The following is an 11,950-nucleotide window of genomic DNA, read 5'->3' as shown; positions in this document are numbered from 1 at the left end:
GCGTCAGCGCGTCAGCGCTGCGTCGTCGTGCTGACGAACAGGTCGTCGAACAGTCCCTGGTCGTCGGTCGGCTGCTCGCCGTGCTTCCAGCGGCGGCGCAGTCGGCGGATGGTGGTGATGCGCACCGGGTCGACGCCCGGTTCGGACTCGTACATGCCCATGGTGTCCCTTCCCGTCGGACACGGCCCCCGAGTGAGGGGTCCCTGATCCCTCCCGACGCTACGGCCGCGTCCGGGGCCGCGCCCGGGCAAGTAGGTCGGGAAACTACCCATCCGCGCTGCGTGGACAATTGCTTCGTCCACGAACCGACAGCGCCCTAACCTCGCACTACGAGGTGGGGGGTACCCCACCGTCGAGTGCTGCCACGATGCGGTCCACGATGCGGACGAGTCGCCGGCGCTCTCGTTCCGAGAAGGAGGACAGGAGTTCGTGCAACTGCTCGTTGGTGCTGTCCAGCGCTGCTGCGAACACACCCTCCTGTCCCGGCGTGAGCTGGATGAACCGGCTCCGACCGTCCTCCGGGTTCGGGACGCGCTGCAGCATGCCCTGGCGTTCGAGCCGGTCGATGATGCCGGTCACGGCCGGACCCGTCAGACCGAGGTGCGCGGTCAGGTCCTTCACCCGGACCGACCGGGCTCCGCGCCGCGCGCGCCACACGTACTGCAGGACCGACAGGTCCGCTCCCGAGATGCCGATGCGGTCGCGCAGGCGGTTCCGCAGCGACGTCGAGGCGTACTCGAGACGGGTCAGGGCGCCCAGGACGTCGACCTCGCTCATCGGCTCGCCTCCTCCGTGCGCAGCGACGCACGGGGCAGGGTCCCCGTGCGCTCGCGGCAAGGATATCCAGATACCGCTGGTTCCCGGCCCAGCCAGGTGGCCCGGTGAGCGAACCCATCGCCTCCGGACCGGGCGCCGAGGGACCCGTCCCGGTCCGCTTCGAGGTCGCCGGCACCGACCCCGAGGCGGCCGTCCGCGACCTCGCCGGCATCTACGAGGGGAAGCAGTGGCTGTCCCGCCGCACCGAGGGCGAGTACTCGTACCGGTACACGGCCGTCGGTGACTCCGACGTGTCGATGCGCCGCTCGACCATGAGCGGCTTCCTCCGCGGCGCCTCGGAACCGGGCGACGACCTGGTCATGGCCTGGTTGACGACCGGCACGAGCACGCCGGACACGCTGCGCGACCGCGTGCCCCTCCGGGTCGGCCACCCCGTGCTGTTCCCCGCGCACCGCGACGTGGTCTTCGTCGCCGCGGACTACGACGAGCAGCTCGTGCACCTCGACCGGGGTCTCGTGCGCGAGGTCGCGGCCGAGCACTTCGACGTCGGGGACCGTGACCTGCGCTTCGACCACCTTCGTGAAGCGGACAGTCTGGCGGTGCGGAACTGGCGCGAGTCGCTCGGCGCGCTCGCCCGGGCGCTGCGTGAGGGCGGCACCGACTCGCTCGTCTGGCACGAGGCGAAGCGGCAGACCGTCGACGCGTTCCTCCGGGTCGTGCCGCCGCAGCTCGACCGGCTGCCCGCCGAGCTGCTGCACCCTCGACAGGCGAAGCTCCGCGCGGCCGTCGAGCACGTCCACGCGCACGCAGAGGAGCCGGTCACCGTCGCGGCCCTGGCGCAGGTCGCGGGCCTCAGCGTCCGGAGCGTGCAGGAGTCGTTCCGCCGGGTGTTCGGGGTGTCGCCGCTGACGTACCTGCGCCAGGTGCGACTCGACCGCGTGCACGACGAACTGCTCGCCCGCGACCCCCGGTCGGTGTCGGTCGGACAGGTCGCCACCCGGTGGGGGTTCGCGCACCTCGGGCGGTTCTCGGCGGCGTACGCCGAGCGGTTCGGGGAGTACCCGAAGCAGACCCTGCGCCGCTGAGGTGCGGGACCGTCCGTCGTCGGGCACCCGGCCGGACACCCGGAGGCGCTACGGTTCCGCCATGACCGGTTCGCCGACGACCGCAGCGGCTCCGCCGACCCCCACCCGACGCCGGGCCCTAGTGTCCTGGGCGCTCTGGGACTGGGGCTCCGCCGCGTTCAACGCCGTCGTCACGACATTCGTCTTCAGCACCTACCTGGCCAGCCGCGCCTTCGTCGACCCGGCCCTCGTCGCCGCCGAGGACTCGTCCGCCGCCGCGGCAGCCGCCGTCGAGCGGGAACTCGCACACAACGCCGCCGTGGTCTCGACCGCCCTGACCGTCGCCGGCATCGTCGTCGCCCTCGTCGCCCCCGCCGTCGGCCGGCTCGCCGACACGTCCGGGCACCGCCGGCGCTCGGTCCTCATCGCCACCATCGGGATCGTCCTGTCCATCGTCGGCATGGTGTTCGTCGCACCCGAGCAGCCGTACCTGGTGCTCGGCGCAGCGCTCATCGGGATCGGCACGGTCGCCTACGAGATCGCCTGCGTCGGCTACAACGCCATGCTCGGTCAGGTCGCGAGCGGGCCACGCACCGGCCGGGTCTCCGCGATCGGCTGGGCGGCCGGCTACTTCGGCGGCATCGTGCTGCTCGTCGTCCTGCTCCTGCTCTGCATCCAGGACTTCGGCGTCACCGGCCGCGGCGGAGTCCTCCAGCTGCCCGCGACCGTCGCCGGCGGCCAGTGGGACGTCCGCGTCGCGATCGGCATCGCCGCCGTCTGGCTCGCCGTCAGCTCGGTCCCGCTCTTCGTCGTCGTGCCGGAGGCCCCCGCCGACCCGACCCGCCGCGGGTCGCTCTGGTCGGCGTACGCGGACCTCGGGCGCGACGTCGCACGGCTCTGGCGGACCCGGCGCAACGTGCTCGCGTTCCTGCTCGCGAGCGCGGTGTTCCGCGACGGCGTCGGCGCGGTGTTCACCTTCGGCGGCATCATCGCGGCCCAGGTGTTCGGCTTCAGTCCGTCCGGCGTGATCCTGTTCGCGATCGTCGCCAACGTCGTGGCCGGCATCGCGACCGTGCTGTCCGGCCGGCTCGACGACCGCTTCGGGTCCGGGCCGCTCATCATGGTCTCCCTGGTCGGTCTGTCCGTGTTCGGGACCGCGGTGCTGTTCGCCGGGTCCGCGCAGGCGTCGTTCTGGGTGCTCGGGCTCGGGCTGTGCGTGTTCGTCGGGCCGGTGCAGTCGTCCTCCCGGGCGTACCTGGCGAAGCTCGCGACACCGGGCCGCGAGGGGGAGCTGTTCGGCCTCTACGCCACCACCGGGCGTGCTGCGTCCTTCATCGCGCCGGCGCTGTTCGGGCTCGCGGTGACGATCGGCGGCTCGACGCGGTACGGGATCCTCGGGGTCGTCGTGGTCCTGGTCGCCGGGCTCGTGCTCATGGCGTTCGTCCGCGACGAGTCGCGCGCGGCGGCCTGACGCCGCGGGGCCGCGCCGCGGGGCCGCGGGGTGGGGCCGCCGCGGCGCGGGGCCGCGCGGGTTCCGGGCTGAGGTCGCACGACGTGCCGCTCATGTCCGTCGAGGTCGCACGAACCGCCGCCCGCCCGCGGCTGCGGCGGCACTTCGTGCGCTCTCGGCGCAGGGCCTCGGGTGTGCCGACGGGGCGGGTCTGCCGGGGGTGGGGCGGGCATCCCGTCGGGGTGTCGGGCGGAGGCGCCGCCGTCGGCCCTGCCGGGGTCGCACGACGTGCCGCTCACGTCCGTCGAGGTCGCACGAACCGCCGCCCGCCCGCGGCTGCGGCGGCACTTCGTGCGACCTCGGCGCGCGGCCCCGGGCGTGCCGACGGGCGGGCCTGCCGGGGGTGGGGCGGGCCTCCCGTCGGGGTGTCGGGCGGAGGTGCCGCCGCCGGCCCTGCCCAGGTTGCACGACGTGCCGCTCATGTCCGCCGAGGTCGCACGACGTGCCGCTCATGTCCGCCGGGGTCGCACGAAGCGCCGCTCGCCGGCGGCTGCGGCGGCACTTCGTGCGACCTCGCCGCGCGGCCCCGGGCGTGCCGAGGCGGCCGTCCTGCCGGGGGTGGGGCGGGCCTCCCGTCGGGGTGTCGGGCGGAGGCGCCGCCGTCGGCCCTGCCGAGGTCGCACGACGTGCCGCTCATGTCCGCCGAGGTCGCACGAAGCGCCGCCCGCCCGCGGCTGCGGCGGCACTTCGTGCGACCTCGGCGCGCGGCCGTGGGCGTGCCGACGGAGCCGGTCTGACAGGGGTGGGGCGGGGCTCCCGTCGGGGCGTCGGACGGAAGGCGCCGCCGCAGGCCCTGCCGAGGTCGCACGACGTGCCGCTCATGTCCGCCGAGGTAGCACGAATCGCCGTTCGCGGGCGGCTGCGGCGGCAGTTCGTGCGACCTCGGCCTCGACGCCCGCACCGCCCGCACCCGCACCCGCACCCCCGCACCCCCCCCCGCACCCGCATCCCGCACCCACCCCACCCGCACCCCGTGTCCGGCCGACGCACCGCTGTCCCCCGGCCACCGAGCCTCCCCGGCGTACCGTCCGCGGCGACGACACCCCTGAGGAGGGACACCATGAAGGCAGTGGTCTGGCACGGCATCGGCGACATCCGGCTCGACGAGGTCCCGGAGCCCACCATCCAGGACCCGCACGACGCGATCGTGCACATCACCCGCTCCGCGATCTGCGGCACCGACCTGCACTTCGTGCGCGGCACCATGGCGCCGATGCAGGAGGGCACGATCCTCGGCCACGAGGCCGTCGGTGTCGTCACCCAGGTCGGCGACGCCGTGCGCGGCTTCAGCGCCGGCGACCGGGTCCTCATCAACTCGACCATCTCGTGCGGCGCCTGCCGGTACTGCCGGATGGGCAAGACCGCCCAGTGCGACGTCGCGAACCCGAACGGCCCCCAGGCCGGCACGAGCTTCTTCGGCGGCCCCGAATCGACCGGCCCCGTGAACGGTCTGCAGGCCGAGTACGTGCGCGTGCCGTGGGCGCAGAACACGATGCACCCGCTGCCCGAGAACGTCAGCGACGAGCAGGCGATCCTGCTGTCCGACATCTTCCCGACCGGCTGGTTCGGTGCCGAGCTCGCCGGTGTCACTCGCGGTGACGTCGTCGTCGTGTTCGGTGCCGGCATCGTCGGGCAGTTCGCCGCCGCCTCCGCGTTCAAGCAGGGCGCCGGCCGCGTGATCGTGGTGGACGGCGAGGAGACCCGCCTGGCCGCCGCCCTCGCGCAGAACTGCGAGGTCGTCGACTACAACCGCGAGGACCCGGTGCAGGCGATCCTGGACCTCACGAACGGCATCGGTGCCGACGCCGTCATCGACGCGGTGGGCGTCGACGCCGAGCGCCCGAAGCGCGGTCCGGCGGCCGTCTCCGAGGAGCAGGCAGCAGCTTTCGACGCCGAGGTCGCGCAGGTCGCCCCGGACGCCGCGAAGGACGGGTTCGGCGAGCAGCAGCAGTGGAAGCCGGGTGACGGCCCGTCGCAGGTCGCGCAGTGGGCGGTCGCCTCGGTCGCGAAGTACGGCCGGATCGGCATCATCGGCGTGTACGGGCCGACCGCGCAGTCGTACCCGATCGGCGAGGCGATGAACAAGAACCTCACGATCCGCATGGGCAACTGCGACCACCACTCGGTGACCCCGCCGCTCATCGACATGGTCGCGGCCGGCCAGTTCGACCCGACGGCGCTCATCACGGAGCACGAGCACATCGGTTCCGCGATCGACGCCTACGAGGCGTTCGACCGCCGCGAGCCCGGCTGGATCAAGGTGGAGCTGACCGACACGTCGGCCTGACACCCCGTCCGTCGGCCTGGAGGCCCGGTGCCGGTCCGACGGACCGGTGCCGGGCCTCCAGGCGGTCCGGCTCGGCGTCCGCCCTTCCTGCACACGTGCGGTTCTCCGCCGACTTCTGCACAGAACGGCGTCCAGGCGACGACCACCCCGAGCGTGCGCCAGGATGGGATGCATGACCGACCAGCGGATCGCCGTCGTCGTCCTCGCCGCCGGGCAGGGCACGCGCATGAAGTCCACGCTCCCCAAGGTGCTGCACCGGCTCGCCGGGCTGCCCCTCATCGCCCACGTGCTCCAGACCGCCGAGTCCCTGTCGCCCGAGCACGTGGCCGTCGTGGTGCGCCACGAGCGGGAGCGCGTCGCCGCCGAGGTGACCGAGCGTGCGCCGGACGCCCTCGTGGTCGACCAGGACGACGTCCCGGGCACCGGACGTGCCGTGCAGGTGGCGGTCGACGCGCTGCCGACCGACTTCGACGGTGTCGTCGTGGTGCTCTCCGGCGACGTGCCGCTGCTCGACGCGCAGAGCCTGCACGGGCTCGTCGACGCCCACGCGTCCCAGAGCAACGCGGTGACCTTCGTCAGCGCGATCCAGGACGACCCGACCGGCCTCGGGCGCATCCTCCGCGACGCCTCGGGCGCCTTCACGGGCGTGGTCGAGCACAAGGACGCCACCGACGAGCAGCGAGCGGTGACCGAGACGAACGCGGGCATCTACGCCTTCGACGTCACGCACCTCCGCGCGGTCCTGCCGGCGCTCACGACCGAGAACGCGCAGGGCGAGAAGTACATCACCGACGTCCCGGCACTCATCGCCGCCCGGGGTGGCCGGGTCGACGTCGTCACGCTCACGGACCCGTGGCTCGTCGCCGGCATCAACGACCGCGCGCAGCTGTCCGACGCGGCCCGCGAGCTGAACGCGCGGATCGTCCGACGGCACCAGCTCGCCGGGGTCACCGTGCAGGACCCCGCCTCCACGTGGATCGACCTCGACGTCACGATCGAGCCGGACGCCGAGGTGCTGCCCGGCACGCAGCTGCTCGGCGCGACGGCGATCGCGGCCGGTGCGGTCGTCGGCCCGGGCACCACCCTCCGCGACACCGAGGTCGGTGCCGGGGCGACGGTCAACCGCGTCGACGCCACCCTCGCGGTGATCGGTGACGGCGCCTCGGTCGGGCCGTTCGCCTACCTGCGCCCCGGCACGATCCTGGGGGAGCGCGGCAAGATCGGCACCTTCGTCGAGACGAAGAACGCGGTGATCGGCCGCGGCAGCAAGGTCCCGCACCTGTCGTACATCGGCGACACCGAGGTGGGTGACGACTCGAACATCGGGGCGAACACCATCACCGCGAACTACGACGGCGTGCACAAGCACCGCACCGTCATCGGGTCGGACGTCCGGACCGGGTCGCACAACGTGTTCGTCGCCCCGGTTAGGATTGGCGACGGGGCGTACACCGGTGCAGGTACGACCATCCGCAAGGACGTGCCGGCCGGGTCGCTCGCGATCAGCTACGCCCCACAGCGCAACACCGAGGGCTGGGTCGAGGAGAACCGACCCGGTACCGCGGCGGCCGAGGCGGCTCGGCGCGCGCGAGGCGAATGACACCTTGGGCGGTCCTCGTGACCGTCAGCGGTGGGCCCCGATCGGAGCCCAGGACATCGGCCCCGGCGGGGTCAGAACGGCCCCCTCGCGGGGTCAGGGAGTGAGCACCACACGTGTCCGGAATCAAGACAACCGGCCAGAAGCGACTCGTCCTGGTCTCCGGGCGAGCGCACCCGGAGCTGTCGAAGGCGATCGCGGAAGAGCTCGGTGTCGACCTCGTCCCCACCGACGCCCGGACCTTCGCGAACGGTGAGCTCTACGCCCGCTTCGACGAGTCGGTGCGCGGGTGTGACGCCTTCGTCATCCAGTCGCACACCGCCCCGATCAACGAGTGGCTCATGGAGCAGCTCATCATGGTGGACGCGCTCAAGCGTGCCTCCGCCAAGCGCATCACCGTCGTCGCGCCGTTCTACCCCTACGCCCGTCAGGACAAGAAGGGCCGCGGGCGCGAGCCGATCTCGGCCCGCCTCGTCGCGGACCTCTTCAAGGCCGCCGGCGCCCACCGCATCATGAGCGTCGACCTGCACGCACCGCAGATCCAGGGCTTCTTCGACGGCCCCGTCGACCACCTGTTCGCCATGCCCGTCCTGCTCGAGCGCTTCAAGGAGATGCTCGACCCGGAGACCCTGACCGTCGTCTCGCCCGACATGGGCCGCGTCCGCGTCGCCGACATCTGGTCCGAGAAGCTCGGCGCCCCGCTCGCGATCATCCACAAGCGTCGCGACCCGCTCGTGCCGAACCAGGTCTCCGTGCACGAGATCGTCGGTGACGTGTCCGGTCGCTGGTGTCTGCTCGTCGACGACCTCATCGACACCGGCCGGACGATCGCGAAGGCGGCCGGGGCCCTCAAGGCCAGCGGTGCCAAGGGCGTCGTCGTCGCCGCCACGCACGCCGTGTTCTCCGACCCCGCGACCGAACTGCTGCAGAGCGAGTTCATCGACCGCGTGGTCGTCACCGACACCCTCCCGGTGCCGGTCGAGAAGCGCTGGGACAAGCTCGAGGTCCTGCCGATCGCACCGCTCATCGCACGCGCCATCCACGAGGTCTTCGACGACGGCTCGGTGACGTCGATGTTCGACGGCGCCGCCTGAGTCCTCGAGCCCGGCAGTGGCACTGACCGCGCGGGACGCCCTCGCCGCCCGACTCCGGGCCGGCGGGAGCGTCTTCGCCGAGGACGAAGCCGACCTCCTGCTGGCGGCCGGTGACGGGGACCCGGGTCGCCTGCGCGGCCTCGTGCAGCGACGGATCGCGGGGGAGCCCCTCGAGTACGTCCTCGGCTGGGCCGCCTTCGACGGGCACCGGGTCCGCGTGACGCCCGGCGTCTTCGTGCCCCGCGCACGTACCCGAGCCGTCGTGGTGCAGGCCGCGCGTCGCCTGCAGCAGTACGACCGCGTCGTGGACCTGTGCTGCGGAGCCGGCGCGATCGGCCTGGCGCTGCTCGAACGGATCGGGCCGCTCGACCTGGTCGCGGCCGACGTCGACCCGGATGCCACCGACGTCGCTGCCGAGAACCTCGGCGACCGCGGCATCGTCGTGACCGGAGACCTGTTCGCGCCGCTGCCCACGCGCTTCCGCGGTGCCGTCGACGTCGTCGCGGTGAACGCGCCCTACGTCCCGACGGACGCGATCACGACCATGCCGTCGGAGGCCCGTGACCACGAGCATCGGGTCGCCCTCGACGGCGGGGCCGACGGCCTCGACCTGCACCGACGGATCGCTGCCGAGGCGGGCGACTGGCTGCGACCCGGCGGCGCCGTGGTCATCGAGGTGTCGGCGGACCAGGCGTCGGCGTCGGGGGAGCTCTTCCGGGCCGCCGGCCTCGGCGTCGAGGTCGCCCGGGACGACGAGGTCGACGGAACCTGCGTCGTCGCGACCCTGCCCGACTGACCGACCCGGACCCCGTCGACGGTCACCGGTCCGGCACCGCCCGCGGCCACGGTCGGGCCCTGCCCGCGGTCACCGCTGACCGGCCCCGCCCGCGGCCACCGGTCCGGCCCCGTCAGGACGCCGTGATCGTGACCCCGTGCCACCCCGACGCACCGTTCGGCGCCGGCGGCCGCTGCACGCTGGTCTGCACCTCGCCGTCCGCACTGACCGCGCGGACCTGCACCTCGTGCCGCCCCTTCGTGGCCGTCCAGCGGTACACCCACTGCCGCCACGTGTCGGCGGAGACCGAGTCGGCCAGTTCGGCGTCCTGCCAGTCCGCGTCGCCAACCTTCACCTGCACGGCCTTGACGCCCGTGTGCGGCTGCCACGCGACACCGGCGATCGGCACCCGGTCGCCGACTGAGACCGAGGCGCCGTCGGACGGGGTGTCGATCCGCGACTCGAGCTTCACCGGTCCGCGCTCCGACCACCCGCGCGGCGTCCAGTACCCCTGCGCCCGCGAGAAGCGCGTCACCTGGAGCTCGGTCACCCACTTCGTCGCGGAGACGTACCCGAACAGCCCCGGCACGACCAGGCGTGCGGGGAAGCCGTGCTCGGCGGGCAGCGGTTCGCCGTTCATCCCGACGGCCACGAGCGCCTGCGTCCCCTCGTCCTGCAGAACGTCGAGCGGGGTTCCGGCCGTGAAGCCGTCGATGCTGCGCGACAGCACCATGTCCGCGCCGGACCGGGGCCGTGCGCGCGCCAGCAGGGACCGGATGGGGTACCCGAGCCACAGCGCGTTGCCGATGAGGTCCCCGCCGACCTCGTTCGACACGCAGCTCAGCGTCGCCATGTGCTCCTCGAGGGGGAGGGCGAGCAGTTCGTCCCAGGTGATCTCGACCTCGTCCTCGACCTCACCCGTGATCCTCAGCGACCAGTCGGCCGGGTCGATCGACGGCACCCGGAGTGCGGTGTCGATCCGGTAGAAGTCCGCGTTCGGGGTGACGTAGGGCGTGATCCCCTCGACGTCCAGGCTCGCGCCGCTCGGCACCGGGGCGGCGGCCGTCGCCGGCTCGGGCAGGCGGACGGCGCGGCGCACGGCCGCTGCGGCCTGCAGCGAGGCCGAGCCCAGCCGGGAGGCGCCTCCCACGACGGCTGCGACCGCTCCGGTCGTCACCGCCCATGCGATGAAGGAGCGTCGCTGGACCGCGTCGGCGCGGTCCGTGGCAGCGGTGGGGACGGCCCGGGCGTCCTCCCACCGGCGGAGGCGCTGGAGCAGCAGGCGGAGGACGACGACGGCCGCGGCGACCCCGGCGACCGTGGGGGCGCCGTCGAGGGTGCCGCTGCCGGACCGGGTGGTGACCGCGAGGAGGGCGAGCAACCCGCCGGCCGCGAAGACCAATGCGCCGTAGGGCGGTCGGACCCGTTCGAGTACACCGGCGCCCGCGGTGATCGCGACCAGGACGACCGTCATGAGGACGAACAGCGCGACCTTGTCCCCGGTGCCGAAGAGCGACACCATGAGGTCCTTCGCAGCCCGCGGTGCGAGGTCGATGACGGCGGAGCCCACCGCGACGAGGGGGCTGCCGGCGCCACCGAGGACGAGCGCCCCGAGTTCGGCGACGGCGAGGAAGGCGAGCATCGCGATGACGCCGGTGAGCGCTGCCGCCCACCTGCGGTGCGGGAGGAGGCGCGGGTCTGGCTCGGTCACGATCGGATCGTAGGTCAGGGGCGCTGGGAACGGGACGCGCGGACGGTACCCCTCGACGGGCCCGCTCGTCCGGACGGTGCCCTCGGTACGGTCGCCCCGGTGCCCTCGACGCGGTGCCCTCGACCTGGGTGACCCCGGTGACCAGGGTCGCCCCGGTGCCCACGACGCGGCGCCCCGGCGTCCGTGACCGGGCGCCCCGTCCAACGACCGCCGTCGTGCAGGTGGACAGGGCACGTTCACCTGGTGGGGAGGGTGGTGCCCGGGGAGCGTGGCAGGATCGGACCGTGCCACGGCGACCAGACCACCTCCCGGGCCCCGGTGGTGCCCGACGGGACGGTGGCGCCCACTGGGGTGGTGGCGCCCGACGGGCTGGTCGCGCGCGTGGGACCGGCCGTGCTCGCGGGGCCGGACGTCCCGACCGAGCCGGCCGCGCACCGGTCGACGGGGCCGGTCGCATCGACGGCGAGGGTCGCGGCTGGCGCAGCTGGTCCTCGTACCAGCGCCTGTTGGCCCTGCGCTGGGCGATCGTCGGCGTCTGGGCGCTGCTCCTGACCGCGCGGGTGATCGTGGTCTCGATCGACCCGGAGGCCGACCTCACCGCGTTCGGCATCGCCGAGGCCGTCGCCGTCGCGGTGGGGGTCGCGGTCGTCGTCGTGGCGGTCGTCCGGGCCAGGAGCGCCGGACGACGGCGCGCGGACGACCTCCTCGAGGCAGCGGTGCGGCGGGTCGACCCGACGGTGTGGGTGGTCCCCGCGACGCCGACTCCCGAACTCCGCGAGACGATCGCGTCCGTCCGCCCGGAGGCGCCGCTGGCCGACCGGGTGACCTGGGCGTTCGGCGCGACCGAGGCGTCCCTGTGGGAACTCGACGGACGCCGGGCCACCCGTCTGCTGGTGATCCGTTGGAGCCGGGTGGTGCACGTCGGCGTCGAGGACGTGACGGTACCGGGAGCCACCCGCCGCCCTGCGCCCGCGGTGGTCGTGCACTACGTCCGCACCGACGACACCGCGGCCGTGGTGACGTTCTTCGTCCGGGTCGCGCCGGGGTCCGACCGGCTGCTCGGCCGTGGCGACCGTCTCGACGACCTGCTCACCCGCTTGGTCCGCGAGCGCATCGTCGCCTGAGCCGCAGACCG

The 11,950-nt window shown here is 73.6% G+C and carries 10 protein-coding genes; 7 read left to right on the top strand and 3 right to left on the bottom strand.

Features of this window, described 5'->3' with window-relative positions; genetic code table 11:
- Positions 1 to 11 precede the first annotated feature (11 nt).
- Both KM842_RS09400 and KM842_RS09395 read right to left on the bottom strand, forming a co-directional pair.
- Positions 12 to 161 carry a hypothetical protein gene (locus KM842_RS09400; RefSeq protein WP_216257803.1) on the bottom strand — a complete coding sequence of 50 codons (150 nt, stop codon included), beginning with the start codon at positions 159 to 161 and terminating at the stop codon, positions 12 to 14.
- 166 nt (positions 162 to 327) lie between these two features.
- Positions 328 to 777, bottom strand: coding sequence for a MarR family winged helix-turn-helix transcriptional regulator (locus KM842_RS09395; protein ID WP_216257801.1), 450 nt, complete (start codon positions 775 to 777; stop codon positions 328 to 330).
- Between the two features lie 104 nt (positions 778 to 881).
- Here KM842_RS09395 and KM842_RS09390 point away from each other — a divergent pair, with 104 nt between their 5' ends.
- The 6 genes from KM842_RS09390 to KM842_RS09365 all read left to right on the top strand — a co-directional run bounded on the left by KM842_RS09390 (position 882) and on the right by KM842_RS09365 (position 9,125).
- The gene (locus tag KM842_RS09390; RefSeq protein WP_216257799.1) at positions 882 to 1,862 is read left to right on the top strand and encodes an AraC family transcriptional regulator; all 981 of its coding nucleotides are present in this window, start codon (positions 882 to 884) and stop codon (positions 1,860 to 1,862) included.
- A 61-nt stretch (positions 1,863 to 1,923) separates the two neighbouring features.
- Positions 1,924 to 3,312, top strand: coding sequence for an MFS transporter (locus tag KM842_RS09385; protein ID WP_216257796.1), 1,389 nt, complete (start codon positions 1,924 to 1,926; stop codon positions 3,310 to 3,312).
- A gap of 1,099 nt (positions 3,313 to 4,411) precedes the next feature.
- A complete protein-coding gene (locus KM842_RS09380; RefSeq protein WP_216257794.1) occupies positions 4,412 to 5,638 on the top strand; it encodes an alcohol dehydrogenase catalytic domain-containing protein in 1,227 nt (408 codons plus the stop codon).
- A 172-nt stretch (positions 5,639 to 5,810) separates the two neighbouring features.
- Entirely contained in the window at positions 5,811 to 7,238 is a 1,428-nt protein-coding gene (gene glmU, locus KM842_RS09375; protein ID WP_216257792.1) for a bifunctional UDP-N-acetylglucosamine diphosphorylase/glucosamine-1-phosphate N-acetyltransferase GlmU, read from the top strand.
- A gap of 113 nt (positions 7,239 to 7,351) precedes the next feature.
- A complete protein-coding gene (locus KM842_RS09370; protein ID WP_216257790.1) occupies positions 7,352 to 8,329 on the top strand; it encodes a ribose-phosphate diphosphokinase in 978 nt (325 codons plus the stop codon).
- A gap of 22 nt (positions 8,330 to 8,351) precedes the next feature.
- Positions 8,352 to 9,125 carry a putative protein N(5)-glutamine methyltransferase gene (locus KM842_RS09365; protein WP_216262296.1) on the top strand — a complete coding sequence of 258 codons (774 nt, stop codon included), beginning with the start codon at positions 8,352 to 8,354 and terminating at the stop codon, positions 9,123 to 9,125.
- A 112-nt stretch (positions 9,126 to 9,237) separates the two neighbouring features.
- Here KM842_RS09365 and KM842_RS09360 read toward each other — a convergent pair whose 3' ends face one another.
- The gene (locus KM842_RS09360; protein ID WP_216262294.1) at positions 9,238 to 10,746 is read right to left on the bottom strand and encodes a molybdopterin-dependent oxidoreductase; all 1,509 of its coding nucleotides are present in this window, start codon (positions 10,744 to 10,746) and stop codon (positions 9,238 to 9,240) included.
- A 353-nt stretch (positions 10,747 to 11,099) separates the two neighbouring features.
- On the opposite strand from KM842_RS09360, the gene KM842_RS09355 reads away from it, so the two are divergent.
- The gene (locus KM842_RS09355) at positions 11,100 to 11,939 is read left to right on the top strand and encodes a hypothetical protein (protein WP_216257788.1); all 840 of its coding nucleotides are present in this window, start codon (positions 11,100 to 11,102) and stop codon (positions 11,937 to 11,939) included.
- The last annotated feature ends 11 nt before the right edge of the window (positions 11,940 to 11,950 follow it).

Origin of the sequence: Curtobacterium sp. L6-1, from assembly GCF_018885305.1 — a bacterium.
Taxonomy (GTDB): Bacteria; Actinomycetota; Actinomycetes; order Actinomycetales; family Microbacteriaceae; genus Curtobacterium; species Curtobacterium aetherium.
Note: the sequence above shows the minus strand (reverse complement) of the source record. Positions and strands in the feature narration are given on the sequence as shown.

Bases quoted from the DNA above. Each gene is read 5' to 3' on its own strand.
- KM842_RS09395 (WP_216257801.1), bottom strand. From the start codon at position 777: ATGAGCGAGGTCGACGTCCTGGGCGCCCTGACCCGTCTCGAGTACGCC.
- KM842_RS09400 (WP_216257803.1), bottom strand. From the start codon at position 161: ATGGGCATGTACGAGTCCGAACCGGGCGTCGACCCGGTGCGCATCACC.
- KM842_RS09360 (WP_216262294.1), bottom strand. From the start codon at position 10,746: ATGCTCGCCTTCCTCGCCGTCGCCGAACTCGGGGCGCTCGTCCTCGGT.
- glmU (WP_216257792.1), top strand. From the start codon at position 5,811: ATGACCGACCAGCGGATCGCCGTCGTCGTCCTCGCCGCCGGGCAGGGC.
- KM842_RS09380 (WP_216257794.1), top strand. From the start codon at position 4,412: ATGAAGGCAGTGGTCTGGCACGGCATCGGCGACATCCGGCTCGACGAG.
- KM842_RS09385 (WP_216257796.1), top strand. From the start codon at position 1,924: ATGACCGGTTCGCCGACGACCGCAGCGGCTCCGCCGACCCCCACCCGA.